17 protein-coding genes and 1 other annotated feature are annotated in these 17777 nt (G+C 28.7%); of the genes, 13 read left to right on the forward strand and 4 right to left on the reverse strand.

Features of this window, described 5'->3' with window-relative positions; all coding sequences use genetic code 11:
- The first annotated feature begins 65 nt into the window (after positions 1 to 65).
- From abc-f to KQI16_RS13195, 3 genes are all read left to right on the forward strand, one after another.
- Complete coding sequence (gene abc-f / locus KQI16_RS04685; protein ID WP_119864186.1) at positions 66 to 1712, forward strand: ribosomal protection-like ABC-F family protein; 1647 nt, start codon at positions 66 to 68, stop codon at positions 1710 to 1712.
- 167 nt (positions 1713 to 1879) lie between these two features.
- Positions 1880 to 2320 (forward strand): sigma-70 family RNA polymerase sigma factor, encoded by a 441-nt coding sequence (locus KQI16_RS04690; protein WP_330654134.1) that lies wholly within the window; start codon positions 1880 to 1882, stop codon positions 2318 to 2320.
- Positions 2321 to 2329: 9 nt separating this feature from the next.
- The gene (locus KQI16_RS13195) at positions 2330 to 3688 is read left to right on the forward strand and encodes a DUF4179 domain-containing protein (protein WP_216432547.1); all 1359 of its coding nucleotides are present in this window, start codon (positions 2330 to 2332) and stop codon (positions 3686 to 3688) included.
- 168 nt (positions 3689 to 3856) lie between these two features.
- Here KQI16_RS13195 and asnS read toward each other — a convergent pair whose 3' ends face one another.
- Positions 3857 to 5251, reverse strand: coding sequence for an asparagine--tRNA ligase (asnS, locus tag KQI16_RS04700; protein ID WP_216432548.1), 1395 nt, complete (start codon positions 5249 to 5251; stop codon positions 3857 to 3859).
- Between the two features lie 62 nt (positions 5252 to 5313).
- Positions 5314 to 5561 (reverse strand) — a binding site (T-box leader).
- A gap of 102 nt (positions 5562 to 5663) precedes the next feature.
- Between asnS and KQI16_RS04705 the strand changes: the two genes are divergently transcribed.
- Positions 5664 to 6086, forward strand: a complete 423-nt coding sequence (locus KQI16_RS04705; RefSeq protein WP_216432549.1) for a cytochrome b5 domain-containing protein — start codon at positions 5664 to 5666, stop codon at positions 6084 to 6086.
- Between the two features lie 13 nt (positions 6087 to 6099).
- On the opposite strand, the gene KQI16_RS04710 is transcribed toward KQI16_RS04705, so the two are convergent.
- Positions 6100 to 6798: a metallophosphoesterase family protein gene (locus tag KQI16_RS04710; RefSeq protein WP_216432550.1), complete on the reverse strand. Its 699-nt coding sequence runs from the start codon at positions 6796 to 6798 to the stop codon at positions 6100 to 6102.
- A 136-nt stretch (positions 6799 to 6934) separates the two neighbouring features.
- On the opposite strand from KQI16_RS04710, the gene KQI16_RS04715 reads away from it, so the two are divergent.
- From KQI16_RS04715 to KQI16_RS04725, 3 genes are all read left to right on the forward strand, one after another.
- Positions 6935 to 8014, forward strand: a complete 1080-nt coding sequence (locus tag KQI16_RS04715; RefSeq protein WP_216432551.1) for a M24 family metallopeptidase — start codon at positions 6935 to 6937, stop codon at positions 8012 to 8014.
- 203 nt (positions 8015 to 8217) lie between these two features.
- The gene (gene tnpA, locus KQI16_RS04720) at positions 8218 to 8652 is read left to right on the forward strand and encodes an IS200/IS605 family transposase (RefSeq protein WP_216432552.1); all 435 of its coding nucleotides are present in this window, start codon (positions 8218 to 8220) and stop codon (positions 8650 to 8652) included.
- A gap of 19 nt (positions 8653 to 8671) precedes the next feature.
- Positions 8672 to 9007 carry a PTS sugar transporter subunit IIA gene (locus KQI16_RS04725; RefSeq protein ID WP_286172879.1) on the forward strand — a complete coding sequence of 112 codons (336 nt, stop codon included), beginning with the start codon at positions 8672 to 8674 and terminating at the stop codon, positions 9005 to 9007.
- 61 nt (positions 9008 to 9068) lie between these two features.
- Here KQI16_RS04725 and KQI16_RS04730 read toward each other — a convergent pair whose 3' ends face one another.
- Together KQI16_RS04730 and murC are read right to left on the reverse strand one after the other, a co-directional pair.
- Entirely contained in the window at positions 9069 to 9887 is an 819-nt protein-coding gene (locus tag KQI16_RS04730; RefSeq protein ID WP_216432554.1) for a purine-nucleoside phosphorylase, read from the reverse strand.
- A gap of 147 nt (positions 9888 to 10034) precedes the next feature.
- Positions 10035 to 11411, reverse strand: coding sequence for a UDP-N-acetylmuramate--L-alanine ligase (murC, locus tag KQI16_RS04735; protein ID WP_216432555.1), 1377 nt, complete (start codon positions 11409 to 11411; stop codon positions 10035 to 10037).
- 247 nt (positions 11412 to 11658) lie between these two features.
- Between murC and purR the strand changes: the two genes are divergently transcribed.
- The 6 genes from purR (at position 11659) to KQI16_RS04765 (ending at position 17777) form a co-directional block, all read left to right on the forward strand.
- Positions 11659 to 12492, forward strand: coding sequence for a pur operon repressor (gene purR, locus KQI16_RS04740; protein WP_216432556.1), 834 nt, complete (start codon positions 11659 to 11661; stop codon positions 12490 to 12492).
- Positions 12493 to 12593: 101 nt separating this feature from the next.
- Positions 12594 to 12875, forward strand: coding sequence for a septation regulator SpoVG (gene spoVG / locus KQI16_RS04745; RefSeq protein WP_216432557.1), 282 nt, complete (start codon positions 12594 to 12596; stop codon positions 12873 to 12875).
- Positions 12876 to 13054: 179 nt separating this feature from the next.
- Positions 13055 to 14425, forward strand: a complete 1371-nt coding sequence (glmU, locus tag KQI16_RS04750) for a bifunctional UDP-N-acetylglucosamine diphosphorylase/glucosamine-1-phosphate N-acetyltransferase GlmU (protein ID WP_216432558.1) — start codon at positions 13055 to 13057, stop codon at positions 14423 to 14425.
- A 54-nt stretch (positions 14426 to 14479) separates the two neighbouring features.
- Positions 14480 to 15436: a ribose-phosphate diphosphokinase gene (locus tag KQI16_RS04755; protein WP_216432559.1), complete on the forward strand. Its 957-nt coding sequence runs from the start codon at positions 14480 to 14482 to the stop codon at positions 15434 to 15436.
- A gap of 230 nt (positions 15437 to 15666) precedes the next feature.
- On the forward strand, positions 15667 to 16353 hold the full coding sequence (locus KQI16_RS04760) for a response regulator transcription factor (protein ID WP_216432560.1): 687 nt from the start codon (positions 15667 to 15669) through the stop codon (positions 16351 to 16353).
- A complete protein-coding gene (locus KQI16_RS04765; RefSeq protein ID WP_216432561.1) occupies positions 16353 to 17777 on the forward strand; it encodes a sensor histidine kinase in 1425 nt (474 codons plus the stop codon). The genes KQI16_RS04760 and KQI16_RS04765 overlap by 1 nt, the downstream gene beginning before the upstream one ends.

The raw sequence follows: 17777 nt of genomic DNA on the forward strand, positions 1-17777 counted from the left end.
TAAAATTTGACATATAGATATATAGTTAGAATGCTATCCTCTCCAAATTAGAAGGAGGGGATTTTTTGTTATTAATTGAAGCAAATAATATAAAAAAGAGTTTTGCAGATAGACTAATATTAGATGTTGAAAGTTTAAAAATTTATTCTGAAGATAGAATAGGAATTGTAGGTGTAAATGGAGTTGGTAAAACCACACTAATTAATATTCTTTCTAAAAGGTTAGAAGCTGATGAAGGATATGTTAAGATATATAGCAATTATTCTTATATATCCCAATTAGAAGGACCGGAGTGTTTAAAAATAAGTAAAGAAATGGCTTCTAAATTTAATATAAGAGATACTTGGTATGACAATATGAGTGGGGGAGAAAAGACTAGATTTAAGCTTGCACAAGCATTAAGTGAAAATAGTCCGTTAGTATTTGCTGATGAACCAACAAGTAATATTGATATTGAAGGTATTGAGCTATTAGAAAGAAGCTTTCAAGAGTATAAGGGAGCTTTGGTTCTTATATCTCATGATAGAAGCTTTTTAGATAAGCTATGTAATAAGATTATAGAATTAGAAGGTGGAAAAATAAAAATATATAAGGGAAACTATAGTGATTATATTGAGCAAAAAGCTAAGGCAAGGGAAAGAGCTAAATTTGAGTATGAGGAATATATAAAAGAAAAAAAGAGGCTTCAGCAAGTAATTATAGATACTAAGCAAAAAATAAAAAGTATGAGGAAAACTCCAAAAAGAATGGGAAATTCGGAAGCTAGACTTCATAAGATGGGAAACCAAAAAGCAAAGGCAAATCTTGATAAGAATGTAAAGGCTGTTGAAAAAAGAATAGAACATCTTGAATCTAAGGAAAAGCCAAAGGAACAAGAGTTAATTAAATTAGATATTAAGGAATCAAACAAGCTTTTTAGCAAAATAGTAATAGAAGGAAAAAATATATCTAAAAGGTTTGGAGATAAAGTAATATTCAATGATACTGAATTTAGTATATTTAATGGTTCAAAGGTTGCTCTTATTGGTCCTAATGGCTGTGGTAAAAGTACTTTAATAAAAATGATAATGAATAATGAGGATTTTATAAATCTTTCAAAGGGAGCTAAGATAGGTTATTTTAGTCAAGATATGAGCATTTTAAATGATGATTTAACTATAATAGAAAATGTAATGGAAGAAAGTATTTATGATGAAACCTTTGCTAGAATACTTTTAGCTGGCTTATTTATAAAAAAAGAAGATATCTATAAAAAAGTAGGAGTATTAAGTGGGGGAGAGAAGGTTAAGGTATCCTTTGCGAAAATGCTGCTTAAGGACATAAACCTTCTTATCCTAGATGAACCTACAAATTACATTGATATAAATTCTCTTGAAGTGGTAGAAAAGGTTCTTAAGGATTATGAAGGAACAATATTATTTGTTTCCCATGATAGAAGGTTTATAGAAGCTGTTGCCGATACTATAATGACTATAGAAAATCATAAGATTAATATTTTTAGAGGAAACTATAAAGAATATCTAGCAAGTAAAAGGAAGGTCAAAAAAGATTCGAAGCAGGATATAAAAAATCAAATCTTCATATTACAAAATAGAATTACAGAAGTTATAGGAAGATTATCAATACCATCAAAAAATGATAATTTAGAAGAGTTAGATAAAGAATATAAAGAATTGCTTGCTAAATTGAAAGAATTAAAAAGTAAAGTGTAGAAGATAATTTTAAGGGAACAATAGTATATTTAATCTATTGCTCCCTTTATTTTTTAATACTAGGTATATTTTGTTAATAAAAATTAGAGTTTAAAATATAGGTAAGATTATATCTTAAATAATTTTATATTATTTTTAAAATCTATATTTTTATGTGAACATTTTAAATTGAAAATAATAAAAATTCTTTATATAGAGTAGCCTTAAGTATGCTTTCAGAAAAAGAAGACATAGAAGATGCAATTCAAAATACAATAATAAAGTCATATGAAGGAATAATTTATTTAAGGAAAAATGAATTCTTTAAAACATGGCTTATAAGAATATTGATAAATGAATGCAAACGCATAATTAAGAACAATAAGAGGACTATTCCTATAGAGGAAGTTAATTATAATGTGGGAGTTTCAGATAACTATAATAATCTTGAACTTACAAATGCAGTAAACTTACTTGAAAAAGATTTAAAAGTCGTTACTACCTTATTCTACTTTGAAGATATACCACAAAAGGAAATAGCTAAACTTTTAAATATTCCAGAAGGAACTGTAAGGTCTAGATTATCTAGAGCAAGAAAAAGATTATATGAAATTCTTAAAGAAAGGTAGGTATATATTGTGGATAATGATTTATTATTTGATGACGTTTTAAAAGAAAAAGCAAGAAACGAAAATTTAAAATTACCTAAAGAAATAGATTTAAAAATAAAAGAAACTATCTCAAATTTACCAGACAGAAAAAAGTCTAAAAAAAGATTTGCTAAAAGGGCTGGTATAGCTGCAGCAATAGCATTAATTACAATAACTACCTTAAGTGCTGCCTTTCCAGCTTATGCTAGAAACCTACCAATAATAGGCTCAGTATTTGATTTTCTAAGTGAAAAAAATATTATTTACAGAGATTATGTAGAATATAGTTCAGATTTAAATCTATCCAAGGTTTCTAATGGAGTAAAAGTAACAATCAATGAAATAGTCTATGACGGAATTGATTTAAGTATTGCTTATACAGTTGAAAGTAAAGAAAAGATGAATAGCGAACCACATATAATGGATAAGAATATTAGAATAAATGGAAAAGAAGTTACTTTTGCATCCGGGGGTACAGGAAAGTTTATAGATGAAAATACTTATATAGGGATAGATAGTTTTAGTGTAGATAGGAGCTATATTTCTAAGGAAATGAGAAAGAATTTTATTGGGGGAGATGTAGAAGTACCTGATAACTTTACAATGGATTTAGATATAAGTGAGTTTTCAAATGGGATATATGGAAAGTGGGATTTTAAGTTTAAGGTATCTAATGATAAGCTAGAAGGAAAGATAGTACAAATTGATACATCTATAGATTTATCAGAAATAAGGCCTAGTCTAGAAGTTACTGAAGTTATTTTTACACCAATTAATACTGTATTAAGAACAGTAGAGGATAATTCAAGTATAGATTTTATAGATAATTTTATTGTACTAGATGATAAAGGGAGATTACTAGAATTTAAGAGTAGTGAGGGAAATGGATCAACTAAATTAAATAAAACCTTTTTTGAACATACATTTAAAAATATCTATGAGGATACTAATTCCGTAACCTTTATTCCCGTTAAGTATAGAGAAGAGCTTTCACAAAATAACTATGATGAAAAAGAAGTATTGCTAAATAATTATGGTACCACTATTTTATCACAAGGAGAAATTGGAGAATATAAAGTGACGGAAGTAGAATTTTTAGAGGATAAGACCTTAATTCATTATGAATGCACGAACTTTCTGGCAACTAAATATCCATATAGCTTAAAAATAGTAGATAGTAAAGTCAAGGAATATAAGATTAGAAATTTTAAAGAAAAAGATGATGGAAGTTTTATAGGTGAAATAGGGGGTTTATCCAAGGAGGAACAATACAAACTAGTGGCTACAGATTTCGAAGATATATATGAGATAAGGGAAGATTTAAAGTTTACAATTGAAGTTAAATAGATTTGAGTATATATACAAAGTTATTTCAAGAAAAATCTAAGATGAAAAAGGGATAAAAACAAAATGATTTATAAACTCCAAAGGAGCTTATAAATCATTTTTTATAATTCAGCAAAGCTGAATTATTTCCTCAACTGTGCACTGTGAATTGTTAACTGTGAACTGTTTTTAGAATTCTGCAGTTCCAGTAGTTCTTGGGAATGGAATTACATCTCTTATATTGCTCATGCCAGTAATGTACATTATAAGTCTTTCGAAACCTAAACCAAATCCAGAATGTTTAGTTTCTCCATATTTTCTTAGTTCTAAGTACCACCAGTAATCTTCTTCTTTAAGACCTAATTCTGCCATTCTACTCTTTAATACATCTAATCTTTCTTCTCTTTGGCTTCCACCAATAAGTTCTCCTACTCCAGGAACTAGAAGATCCATTGCAGCAACTGTTTTTCCGTCATCATTAATTCTCATGTAGAAGGCCTTAATATCCTTTGGATAGTCAGTTACGAATACAGGCTTTTTAAAGTATTCTTCTGTTAAATATCTTTCATGTTCAGTTTGAAGATCTACACCCCATTCAACTGGGTATTCAAATTTCTTATCTGCCTTTTTCAATATTTCTATAGCATCTGTATAAGTAACTCTGCCAAAGTCAGAAGTCATAACATGATTTAATCTATCTAGGATTCCCTTATCAATAAATTGATTGAAGAAAGCCATTTCTTCAGGGCATTCAGTTAAAACATATTCTAATATATATTTAAGCATATCTTCAGCAAGTTCCATATCATCTTCTAGGTCAGCAAAAGCTATTTCAGGTTCTACCATCCAGAATTCTGCAGCATGTCTTGCAGTATTTGAATTTTCTGCTCTAAATGTTGGACCAAAAGTATAGATGTTTCTAAAGGCTAATGCATAGCATTCTCCATTTAATTGGCCTGATACTGTAAGATTTGCTTCCTTTCCAAAGAAATCTTCTTTATAGTTTATTTTTCCATCTTCAGTTCTTGGTACATTGTCAAGATCTAAAGTTGTAACTCTAAACATTTCTCCAGCACCTTCAGCATCACTTCCAGTTATGATTGGAGTGTTAGTGTAAACAAAGCCTCTTTCTTGGAAGAATTTGTGTATAGCATACGCTGCTACTGAACGAACTCTAAATACTGCAGAAAAAGCATTACTTCTTGGTCTTAAATGAGCTATTGTTCTTAAGTATTCAAAAGTATGTCTTTTCTTTTGAAGAGGATAATCTGAACTAGACATACCTTCAACAATTACTTCTTTTGCCTGAATTTCAAAAGGCTGTTTAGCTTGAGGTGTAGCAACTAAAGTACCTATTACTGATATTGATGAGCTTATAGGTAATTTTGAAATTTGAGCAAAGTTTGGCAGCTCATTTGAAATTACAATTTGAATGTTCTTAAAAAAGCTTCCGTCATTAACTTCAATAAAACCAAAGGCATTTGAAGCTCTTAAAGTTCTTATCCATCCAGAAATCTTTACTTCTTTATCTAAATATTCTTCTTGATTTCTATAAAGTGATTTAACCAAAACAACTTTATTCATGATTATTCCTCCTAAATAATATTATTAACAATTATATAATAAAAAAACCTTTCATCCCAAAACAAAGGGACGAAAGGATAAATTTCGCGGTACCACCCAAATTGCTATAAAAATAGCCACTCTACTGACATAATAATGTCATTTCAAAGATATCGGTTTGAAGCCGTCTAAGTCTACTAAAGTGATAAAAGCACTTGTTCGGTTAGATGCTCAGAGATGTTCTTCACTAATTGCTTCGTATAAGGCTCACACCATCCCTTACTCGCTTGAACTACCTCAAATTAGCTACTCTTCTCGTCATCGCATTTATTTATATTTATTTTGCGAGATTAATTTTGATTTTACACTAATTTACTAACATTTGCAACTTAAAATCATATTATAGTTACAGGAAATATTTTAGGGGGATTTTATGGGAAGGGAAGATTTTTTAGAAAAGAAGTTTATAGAGTTAAATGAATTGAAAGCAAGGCTAATAACATATCCGAAAGATTATAGAGAAAATATAATTGAAACAATTAAAAAAGTTTGTAATCAGATAGAAATATATTTAGAAAAATCAACTTTTGAAAGATATCATAAAATAAGTGAATTTATTAATTTGTCAAGGGAAGAGTTAAAGATATATGATGGAGAAGAGGGAAGGCCAGCCTATATTGTGGTGGATGGAATAGTATATGATGTAACAGAGTCAGAAGAATGGAAATATGCAAAATATTTAGGTGCAAGGGCTGGAAAGGATTATACAGAATTATTTAAGAAAGGTAAGGAAGAATGTATGCCTATGTTATCAAATTTTAAGGTTATTGGTGTAATTAAAGAAAACATGAAATAAAAGTGGAGCTGAATTATTCAGTTCCACTTTCATAAGAAGCAACTAAGGAATTTGGAAAATTAAGCATTTTTGTATCTTTAACAATTTTTTTATAATCATATTCTATTTCTCTAAATTTAACATCTATATTTTTATTTTCATCAATATTAAGAATTACATAAGTTATATTAGGCCTACCTATTTTAGGTTTACCAACACTGCCGGGATTTATAAATAGCTTGTCATTAAACTTTTTATAGGAAGGTATATGTGTATGACCACAAACAAGAACATCTTCTTTTAAATTTTCCATAATACTTTTAGTATTTTCTTTATCTTCATATAAGTATTCGTTTATTGCATTTGGACTTCCATGAGTAAATTTTATTTTAACTCCGTTTATATCGTAATCTAAAAAGGTTGGTAAGGTTGATAGATAGTATTTGTTTGAAGTTCTAACTTCATTAGAAGCCCATGGAAGAGCAAAGGAATTAACACTATTATTTCTTATAAAGGTGAAATCACCATCAACTACGGAGGCATCATAGTTGCCTTTTAAACAAGGTATGTCCCTTCTTTTAATTAAGGCTATAACTTCATTTGGATGAGGTCCGTATCCTACTAAATCTCCAAGACAAATAGTCATATCTACTTTTTGTAAGTCTATATCTTCAAAGGTTTTCATTAGTGCGTAAATATTTCCGTGTATATCCGAAATAACTGCTATTTTCATAGTTGGCCCTCCTAAAAATTTCTAATTAAGATTATACCATTTTAGTTATTTTATATAAATAATTTTATATTAGGAAATAGATATTATTTTTTTGTTGAGTTATATTAAGTATATAATCAATTTTAGGAGGAAAAAAATGAAGGAAAGTAGAATTAAAAAACTTTTGAGCTTGATGAAAGAACAAAAATTAGAGCAGATTATTGTAACTTCTTCACCTGATTTATTTTACTTAACAGGTAAATGGTTTTCTACAGGTGAAAGAATGATTGCTTTATATTTAAATATAGATGGAAATCATAAGTTTATAGTAAATAAATTGTTCCCGATATATGAAGATTTAGGGGTTGATATTATTTGGTATTCAGATAAAGAAGATCCAATAAAGTTACTATCAACAGTTGTGGACAAAACTAAAGTTTTAGGTGTGGATAAAACATGGCCAGCACATTTTCTAATTAGATTAATGGATATTAAGGGAGCAAAAACTTTTGTTAATTCTTCTTTGATTTTAGATAGATTAAGAATGATAAAAGATGAAGAAGAAATTAATTTAATGAGGAAGTCCTCAGAGATAAATGATAAGGTAATGCTTGCTTTATGGGATAATTTAAAGGAAGGGAAAACAGAAAGATACTATAGTAATCTATTAAAGGAAATCTATGAAAGCTATGGTGTAAGTAAATTTTCCTTTGATCCAATAGTCGCAGTTTCACCCAATGGGGCAGATCCTCACCACGAATGTGATAATACTAAAATTACTAAAGGAAAGAGTATAGTTTTAGATATAGGCGGAGTTTATAATTACTATTGTTCAGATATGACAAGAACTGTATTCTTTGGAGAATATCCAAGTAAAAAACATGAAGAAATTTATAATACAGTAAAGGAAGCAAATCTTAGAGCTATAAGTAAGGTAAAGGAAGGAGTTAAATTTTCAGATATAGACAAGGCTGCTAGAAACTATATTGAGGAAGCAGGTTACGGAGAATACTTTACCCATAGAACAGGACATAGTATTGGAATAGAAGATCATGATTTTGGTGATGTTAGTTCTGTAAATCATGAGGAAGTTAAAGCAGGAATGATATTTTCTATTGAACCTGGAATTTACTTAAAAGATGATATTGGAGTTAGAATAGAAGATTTAGTACTTGTTACTAAGGATGGATGTGAGCTTTTAAATAAGGTTAGTAAGGAAATAACAATAATTAAGTAAAAAGTAATAGGTAATAAGAAAGAATGCTTTAGAAGCTGAAGGTTAGATTTTTACTAACTTTCAGCTTTATTGTATTTTGAATACCACAGGTTTTACCTGTGGTTCTAAAAGGCTTTTAGCTATGAGTAGAAAAATAATACCTCCATTATAAAATAGTACTATGTTTGCCGACTAGAATTAAATATAATGGAGGTATATCCATAATGGATAATAGTAGTTTAGAGCATAGTAAATGGAATTGTAAATATCATATAGTGTTTGCACCTAAATATATAAGACAGATAATTTATGGAAAGATAAAAGCTGATATAGGAGTAATACTTAGAAAATTATGTGAGTATAAGGGAGTGGAAATAATAGAAGCTAACGCTTGTAAAGATCATATACATATGCTTGTGAGTATTCCACCGAAATTAAGCGTAGCTCAATTTATGGGATACTTAAAAGGAAAAAGCTCATTAATGATTTTTGATAGACATGCAAATTTAAAATATAGATATGGAAATAGGCAGTTTTGGTGTAAGGGATATTATGTTGATACTGTTGGGTGTAATAAAAAAGTAATAGAAGAATATATAAGAAATCAGATTCAAGAAGATTATGCTGCAATTCAAAATAAAACAGAAATTAAAAAATAAAGAAGAAGTTATTAATTTTATGGCATTAAAGTTGTTAGAAAGGGGATATATTAATTCTTCTTATTGTAAAACAGTTTTGGAACGTGAGTTAGTTTCATCTACCAGCATAGGTAATGGTGTTGCCCTTCCTCATGGTGATCCAAATAATATATTAATGTCTTCTATAAGTTTTATGACTTTGGAAAATCCTATAATATGGGGAGAGGAAGAAGTAGAATTGATTATATTAATTTCTATGAAAAAGGAAGATGTCTCAAAATATAATTTAAGAGATTTTTTTGAAATATTAAAAATTACTCATGAAAATGACTGTTTGAGATTTCTTTCTTATTTTAGTGATGCTTATAAGATTTAATTATATATTAAAGTAAAAAAGAATTCGTAATAATCATTACGAATTCCTTTTACATATTGAATTAAATTTCTTCAATAACTTTATTTATAAGTTTAGTGAAAGTTTCTTTAACCTTTGCAGAAGTTTCAACAACTTCATCATGACTTAATGGTTGATCTAGGATTCCGGCAGCCATATTAGTTAGGCATGAAATTCCTAAAACTTTCATTCCAGAATGAGCAGCAACTATTACTTCTGGAACCGTTGACATACCAACGGCGTCAGCACCAAGAATTCTAGCCATTCTTACTTCAGCAGGTGTTTCATATGTTGGACCACTAAACATCATATAGACTCCAGTTTTAATATCAATATTTAAATTGTTAGCGATTTCTTTTGTCTTTTTAATTAATTCTTTTGTATAAGCATTAGATAAATCAGGGAATCTAGGTCCAAATTCATTTAAGTTCCTTCCTATTAAAGGATTGTCTCCTGAGAAGTTAATTTGGTCAGTTATTATCATTAAATCTCCAGGCTTAAAGCTTTCGTTAACAGCACCACAAGCATTAGTTACAATAAGTGTTTCTACTCCAATTAATTTCATAACTCTAACAGGGAAGGTAACTTCATTAAAATGGTAACCTTCATAGTAGTGGAACCTTCCTTGCATTGCGACAACACATTTACCATTTAACATACCAATAACAAGTCTTCCTGCATGGCCTTCAACTGTAGAAACAGGGAAGTGAGGTAGGTCTTTATAATCGTAGAATTCAGGGTTTTCAATTGAGTCTGCAAGGGAGCCTAATCCAGAGCCTAATATAAGTCCAATCTCAGGTTTATATTTAGATTTCTCTAATATAAAATCTGCAGCGGTTTTAATCTTACTTGTTAAATCCATATAATCACCTCTCTAGATATTTAATGTACAATATAGAATTTACATTTTTCCTCATTCTATATTGTACATTATATATTATTTTTAAATAAATTCATTCATATAAATTATATCTTAAAGTTTAGTAAAAATAAACGTTTATGATATTTATTAGTTATTTAATATTAAGTCAGCAACCTTAACAACATCACCAGCACCAATTGTTAATATTAGGTCATTATTAGATACTTTTTTCATAAGGTATTCAGCAGCTTCTTTATGACTATGAACATTTATGCAGTTTACTCCGGTTTTTCTTATTGAATCTCCAAGTTCTTCAGAGCTTACTAGACCTGTATTTTTTTCCCTAGCAGCATATATATCCATAAGGATTAGTTCATCTACATTTGCAAAGCATTTTGTAAATTCATCAAATAAAGTTTTTGTTCTTGTATAAGTATGAGGTTGAAAAACAGCATAAATTTTATTGCTAGGAAGTAGTTTTGCAGTTTCTAATGTAGCCTTAATTTCAACAGGATGATGGGCGTAATCGTCAATAATAGTTGCTCCATTAAACTCACCCTTATATTCAAATCTCTTATGAGCTCCCTTACATTCAGCTAAACCTTTTGCTATAGCTTCAGCAGGAATTTCAAATATTAATGAAACACATATAGTAGCTAGAGCGTTTAAAATATTGTGTTTTCCTGTTGTCTGTAATGTTACTTCAAATAAATCTTTATTATCTTTAGAAACTGTAAAACTTGCTTGACCCTTATTGTTGAAAGATATGTTTTTAGCTCTTACATCACCTTCATTTATTCCATAAGTTATAACATTACAATCAGCTTTTTTTATTACATCTTTTACATTATCATCTTCAGCATAAGCAACTAAATGACCATCTTTTGGAATAAGATTAACAAATTTAGAAAAGGCCTCTTTTATATGATTTAAATCTTTATAATAATCTAAATGATCAGCATCTATATTTAAAATTATTCCAATAGAAGGGAAGAATTTTAAGAAGGATTCTTTATATTCACAAGCTTCAGTTATGAAGTATTCGCTATCTCCTATTCTAAAGTTACCACCTATAATATCAAGTTCTCCACCAACCAAGATTGTTGGGTCCAAATTTGCTTTTAAAGTCACATGAGATAACATAGAGGTACATGTAGTTTTTCCATGAGTTCCAGAAACAGCAACATTAAATTTATGACCTTTCATAATATAGCCTAAAAATTCAGCTCTATCCATAAGTTCAATGTTTTTTTCTTTAGCTTCTATAATTTCAGGATTATCTGATGGAATAGCAGCTGTATAGACTATTAAATCAACATCTTTTAGGTTATTTCTTTTATGTCCTATGTATACTTCTGCCCCATTAGCTTTTAATTTATCAGTAATTTTTGATTCTTTGGCATCAGAACCAGAAACTTTAAAACCTTTTTTTAACAAAAGGGCAGCAAGGCCGCTCATGCTTATTCCACCAATTCCAATAAAGTGAACTTTTTTATTTCTATCTATATCTAAATTAAAAGACAAAATATCAACTCCTTATAAATTCTTAATTATTACTAAAAATAAGGTTCACCTTATAATTATATACAAATTTAGCTAAATGAACACATAAAAAAGAAGATAAATTTTTTAGAAAAAATTCAAATAAAATAAATATTATGAATTTAAGGGCCTAAAAATGTTGATAATATATTAAATATGGAATAAAATATGAATATTAGGATAAAAAATATAATAATAATTCGGAAAAAATAATTGAGGGTGATATATTTTGGAAAAATTAACAAGAAATAATAGGGTTGTTGCTATTACAAAATTATTGACAGAAAAGCCAAATAAGATAATTGGATTGAATAGGTTTTCAGGTTTATTAAATGCAGCAAAATCAACTATAAGTGAAGATATAGTAATAGTTAGAGAAGTTTTTTCAAAGTTAAATATGGGAAAAATAGAAACAATAGCTGGAGCAGCAGGTGGAATTAAATATATTCCAAGTATAAGCAAGGAAGAAGCAAGGGAATTTGCAGAAGGTTTATGTGAATTATTAAAGGATGAAAGCAGAATAATTCCTGGTAATTTTATTTATGTTACAGATTTAATGTATGATCCAACGATAGTTAGTAAGGCTGGTCTTATATTATCAACTATATTTAGCAATAAAGAAATAGATTCTATTGTAACTGTTGAAACAAAGGGGATTCCTTTAGCTTATGAAGTGTCAAAAAACTTAGGTATTCCTCTAGTAATAATAAGAAAAGAGGGTAAGGTTACTGAAGGATCAACTATTAGTATTAATTATCTTTCAGGAACAAGTGGAAGAATACAGCAGATGTCTTTATCGAAGAAATTAATGAAACCTAATAGCAAGTGTATATTTATTGATGACTTCTTAAGAGGAGGAGGAACTGCAAAGGGAATAATAGATTTATTAAATGAATTTGATAGTGAGTTAGTAGGAATTGGAGTTTTAATAGATAATATAGGTGTTAAGAATAAACTTATTTCTGACTACATATCTATTATTGATTTAAACAATTTAGAAAAAGATAAAGAATTAGAAATAACTCCTTCTAAGATATTTGACGAAGATTATTTTAATTCATAAAAGAAATTTTTAAAATTTTAAAAAAATTCTAAATAAAAAGAGGATTTACTAAATTTTTATAGAATTCCTTAAAGTATAACATCTAACGGAGGTGTAATATAATGACAATAACTGATGTGAGAATAAGAAAGATAGCTGCAGAAGGAAAAATGAAAGCTATAGTTTCTGTTACATTTGACAATGAATTTGTGGTTCATGACATTAAAGTAATCGAAGGACAAAATGGTTTGTTTATAGCTATGCCTAGCAGAAAAACTCCAGAGGGAGAGTTTAAAGATATAGCACATCCTATTAATACAAGTGCTAGGGAAAGAGTACAAACAGCAATATTAGAAGCATATGAAAAAGCTATAGCAGAAGAAAGTGCAACTGTAATAGAGTAAATTTATGTTTTTGAAAAATAAAGGGGAAGACCCTTTATTTTTTTGTTTAGATTAAAAATTTATGAGGCAAATAAGGTTGAAAAGCATATTCTAATGCAATATAATAGAATGAGTGATTACGAACATTCTTTTCAAATGATAGGAATTTGTACTTAATGTTCTATAGTGAGGTGTTTTTTATGTATAAATGCGCTATTATCTTAGCGGCAGGCCAGGGAACAAGAATTAAATCTGACATTCCTAAGGTATTACACAAAGTATGCGGAAAAGAAATGGTTAACCATGTTATAGACACAATGAGAAAAGCTGGAATAGATGATGTTAATGTAATAGTAGGAAAGGGAGCAGAATTAGTTAAAGAAAGAACCTCTATTAAAAATGTCACATATTCTTTACAGGAAGAACAATTAGGAACAGGTCATGCTGTAAAATGTGCTATTGAATTTTTAAAAGGAAAAAAAGGTGTAGTTGGTGTTTTTGCAGGTGATGCTCCATTAATTAAGGCAGAAACAGTTGAAAAGTTATTTAATGAACATTTAGAAAAGGGGAATGCAGCTACTTTGTTAACCTCAATAGTTGAAGATCCAACAGGATATGGAAGAATAGTTAGAGATGGAGATGAAGTATTAAAAATAGTTGAACATAAGGATTGTTCGCCAGAAGAATTAAAAATTAGAGAAATGAATGCAGCAATTTATTGCTTTGACATAGAGAGCTTAGTAGCGTCCTTAGATAAATTATCAAATGATAATAATCAAGGCGAATATTATTTAACTGATGTTATTGGAATTCTTAAAAACGAAGGCAAAAAAGTAGGAGCTATTGTTATAGATTATGAAGAAACAATAGGTGTAAATTCAAGAGTGCAGCTTGCTGAAGCAGAAGAAATACTTAGAAATAGAATAAATCTAATGCATATGAATAATGGTGTAACTTTAATAGATCCTAAATCAACATATATTGGAATTGATGTTGAAATAGATAGGGATACTGTTATATATCCTAATAATGTATTAGAAGGAAACACAAAGATAGGTAAAGGTGTAACGATATATCCAAATTCAAGAATTTCAAATAGTGAGATAGATGATTTTGTTGAAATACAAGCTTCCGTTATTTTAGATAGTAAAATCGGAAAGGGGACAACAGTAGGTCCATTTGCTTATATAAGACCAGAAACTAAAATTGGAAATAATGCAAGAATTGGCGATTTTGTAGAAATTAAAAAATCTAATATTGGGAATAATACAAAGGTGTCTCATTTAACTTATATAGGTGATGCTTCTGTAGGAGAAAACTGCAACTTTGGATGTGGAACTGTAGTAGTAAATTATGACGGAAAGGTTAAGCATAAAACAGAAATAGGAAATAATAGTTTTATAGGTTGTAATACTAATTTAGTTTCACCAGTTAAAATTGCTGATAATACTTATATTGCAGCTGGCTCAACTATAACTAATGATGTAAATGAAGGTGAGCTTGCAGTTGCAAGAGCTAGACAAGTAAATATTCCAGGCTGGGTAGCTAAAAAAGGCTTAGATAAAAAATAGTATTTTAAAATAAATGCAAATTAATTGCTTAAATTTTAAGGAGGTCTCCCCAAAATGATAACCCAAGGAAAAAATATTAAAATCTTTACTGGAAACTCTCATCCAGAATTAGCAAAGGAAATTGCAGATATTCTGCAATTACCTTTAGGTAAATCAAAGGTATCAACCTTCAGTGATGGTGAAATATCAGTAGATATATTAGAATCAGTTAGAGGAACAGACGTATTCGTGGTTCAATCTACAAGTTCACCAGTTAATAATAACCTAATGGAACTTTTAATTATGATAGATGCCTTTAAGAGAGCATCAGCAGGAAGAATTAATGTTGTTATGCCATACTATGGTTATGCAAGACAAGATAGAAAGGCAAAATCTAGAGATCCAATAACAGCTAAATTAGTAGCAGACTTATTAACTGCTGCAGGAGCAGATAGAGTTTTAACAATGGATTTACATGCAGCTCAAATACAAGGATATTTTAATATACCTGTTGATCATCTATTAGGAGCTCCAATTTTAGCAAATTACTTTATAGAAAAAGGATTTGCTGATGATGAAGATGTGGTAGTTGTATCACCAGATTTAGGAAGCGTTACAAGAGCGAGAAATTTTGCTGATAAATTACATGCGCCAATAGCTATTATAGATAAGAGAAGACCAAGAGCTAATGTATCTGAAATAATGAATATTATAGGTGATGTAAAAGGTAAGAAGTGCATATTAATAGATGACATGATTGATACTGCTGGAACAATTGCTAATGCTGCCAATGCTTTAAAAGATTTAGGAGCAAAAAATGTTTATGCTTGCTGTACTCATGGAGTTTTATCAGGTCCAGCTTTTGAGAGAATAAATAACTCAGCAATAGAAGAATTAGTTATGCTAAATACAATTAAATTACCAGAAGATAAAGATGTGTTTAAGTTCAAATCATTATCAGTAGCTCCTTTATTTGCTGAAGCAATAAAGAGAATATACAATGATGAACCAATAAGTAAATTATTTGATTAGTACATATAGTCAATTAACAATGGAGAATTGACAATTTTGGAAATAATTCAGAGAGTTGAATTATGAGGAACTTATAAAAAATCCTTCGCTTTAAGCGAAGGATTTTTTATATTCCTTCTCAACTCCACATTCCAAACTATTAACTCCTCATTAATATAATTAACTTTTTGTTAAATGCTCCAATAATTCTTTAGAAAAGGTTATAATAATAGACAAAGGAGTTGATTTTTTTGGATAATAAATTAGGTAAGGTATTAATAGTTGATGATGATAAAAATATTTGCGAAGTAATAGATATATATATGCTGAATGCGGGTTATGAAACTAGGAAGTGTTATAATGGAAAAGAAGCTTTAGATATTTTTGGAGCTATAAATCCAGATTTAGTTTTATTAGATATTATGCTTCCTGGAATTGATGGTATAGAAGTATTAAAGACGATAAGGAAAAATAGCCAAGTTCCTGTAATCATGCTTACAGCTAAAGGAGATACTTTCGATAAAGTTTTAGCCTTAGAACTTGGAGCAGATGATTATATTGTTAAGCCTTTTGAGCCTAAAGAATTATTAGCTAGAGTTAAGGCCGTAATGAGAAGATACAATTTTACAGAAAAGGATCCAGAAGTATTAAGTTTTGATGATCTAACTATAGATATCAAATCATATACCGTTATATATAAGGGGGAAGAAGTTAAAATGCCTCCAAAGGAATTTGAATTACTTCATTATTTAGCAAAAAATAAAAATAAGGTGTTTACAAGAGATCAGTTACTGTGTGAAGTTTGGGGTTATGATTATCCAGGAGATTCAAGGACTGTTGATGTTCATATAAAGAGATTAAGAGAAAAAATAAAAGGTGGAATAAACTGGCAAATAGAAACAGTATGGGGAGTAGGTTATAAATTTGAGGTGAAGTAATGAAGAAAAAAAGTGTAATAAATAGATTCTTAATTGCATTTTCTTCTATTACCTTAATAATACTAATGATAATTGGGGCTATTATTTCAACTTGGTTTAGTATATGTTATTCTAATCAAAAAAAAGAACTATTAAATAAGCATATAGAGTTAATGGAAAGCTATATTGCTGAAATATTTGATGAGAATAGTGATTTTGCCTATAATAAATTAAAAAATTCCATGGAAGTATTAAGCATATCCTTAAACATGGATACAATAATATTAGACAGGCAAGCTTATGTATATGCTGTATCTAATGATGAGTTCAGTTATTTAAAATATAATAAGCTAGAATTAGAAGATATTGATTTAAAAGAATTAACTTCAGAAGAAATAGTAGAAAGTGAATTTATAGATAAAAATAAAGAAAAGAAAAAGTCATATATAAAAGCACTAGTTAATAAACAAGATTTACTTGGCTATATATATGTAATAGAAAATAATAAGCCGTTAACTTATATAAAAAATTTATATTATATAATTTGGATTTTATTAGCTATAGCCTTTATTTTGATAAGCTCGGTAAGTTTTTATATTGCTAAAAAGACTATTAAAACTCCAATAAAGAAAATTAATAATGCTGCTCAAAAAATTTCAAAGGGTGAAGTACAAAAAAGAATATATATAGATTCTAAGGATGAAATAGGAGAACTTGCAGAATCTTTTAATACTATGGCAGAATCTATAGAAAGGGCTGATATTGTAAGAAGGGATTTTATATCAAATGTATCCCATGAACTTAGGTCCCCAATAACATCCATAAAGGGATTTATAACAGGAATAATAGATGGAGTTATTCCTAAAGATAAAGAAAACTACTATTTAAATATTGTTAATGATGAAATCCAAAGATTATCAAGATTGGTAAATGACCTTCTAGATATATCTTCTTTAGAATCTGGTAAATTTAATTTAAATATTGTTTGTATAGATATTAATGAAATTATTACACTGTGTATTTTAAATTTGGAAAGAAAAATAAAAGAAAAAAATATGAATGTTGAAGTCCTATTTAGCAATAGTCATGAATATTGTATAGCTGACAGAGATAGAATAATTCAAGTTGTTACAAATCTTCTTGAAAATGCTATAAAATATGGAGATAATGATGGAAAAATAAAAATAGAAACTTATCCAAAAGGAAACTTAGTTTATGTTAGTGTATTTAATACTGGTCCTATTATAGAGAAGGAAAATTTAAATAAAATATGGGAAAGATTCTATAAAAATGATAAGTCAAGAACTAATAAAATAAGCACAGGTTTGGGACTTCCTATTGTTAGATTAATATTATCACAGCATAATCAAGATATATCTGTAGAAAATGTCGAGGATAAAGGGGTTAAATTTACTTTTACCTTGGCAAGACAAAATGATCAGTAA

The sequence above is a fragment of the Caproiciproducens sp. MSJ-32 genome, from assembly GCF_018918055.1.
GTDB lineage: Bacteria > Bacillota > Clostridia > Clostridiales > Clostridiaceae > Clostridium.

Bases quoted from the DNA above. Each gene is read 5' to 3' on its own strand.
- asnS (WP_216432548.1), bottom strand. From the start codon at position 5,251: ATGAATAAAGTTGTTTTGGTTAAATCACTTTATAGAAATCAAGAAGAA.
- KQI16_RS04705 (WP_216432549.1), top strand. From the start codon at position 5,664: ATGGGAAGGGAAGATTTTTTAGAAAAGAAGTTTATAGAGTTAAATGAA.
- KQI16_RS04710 (WP_216432550.1), bottom strand. From the start codon at position 6,798: ATGAAAATAGCAGTTATTTCGGATATACACGGAAATATTTACGCACTA.
- KQI16_RS04715 (WP_216432551.1), top strand. From the start codon at position 6,935: ATGAAGGAAAGTAGAATTAAAAAACTTTTGAGCTTGATGAAAGAACAA.
- tnpA (WP_216432552.1), top strand. From the start codon at position 8,218: ATGGATAATAGTAGTTTAGAGCATAGTAAATGGAATTGTAAATATCAT.
- KQI16_RS04725 (WP_286172879.1), top strand. From the start codon at position 8,672: ATGGCATTAAAGTTGTTAGAAAGGGGATATATTAATTCTTCTTATTGT.
- KQI16_RS04730 (WP_216432554.1), bottom strand. From the start codon at position 9,887: ATGGATTTAACAAGTAAGATTAAAACCGCTGCAGATTTTATATTAGAG.
- spoVG (WP_216432557.1), top strand. From the start codon at position 12,594: ATGACAATAACTGATGTGAGAATAAGAAAGATAGCTGCAGAAGGAAAA.
- glmU (WP_216432558.1), top strand. From the start codon at position 13,055: ATGTATAAATGCGCTATTATCTTAGCGGCAGGCCAGGGAACAAGAATT.
- KQI16_RS04755 (WP_216432559.1), top strand. From the start codon at position 14,480: ATGATAACCCAAGGAAAAAATATTAAAATCTTTACTGGAAACTCTCAT.
- KQI16_RS04765 (WP_216432561.1), top strand. From the start codon at position 16,353: ATGAAGAAAAAAAGTGTAATAAATAGATTCTTAATTGCATTTTCTTCT.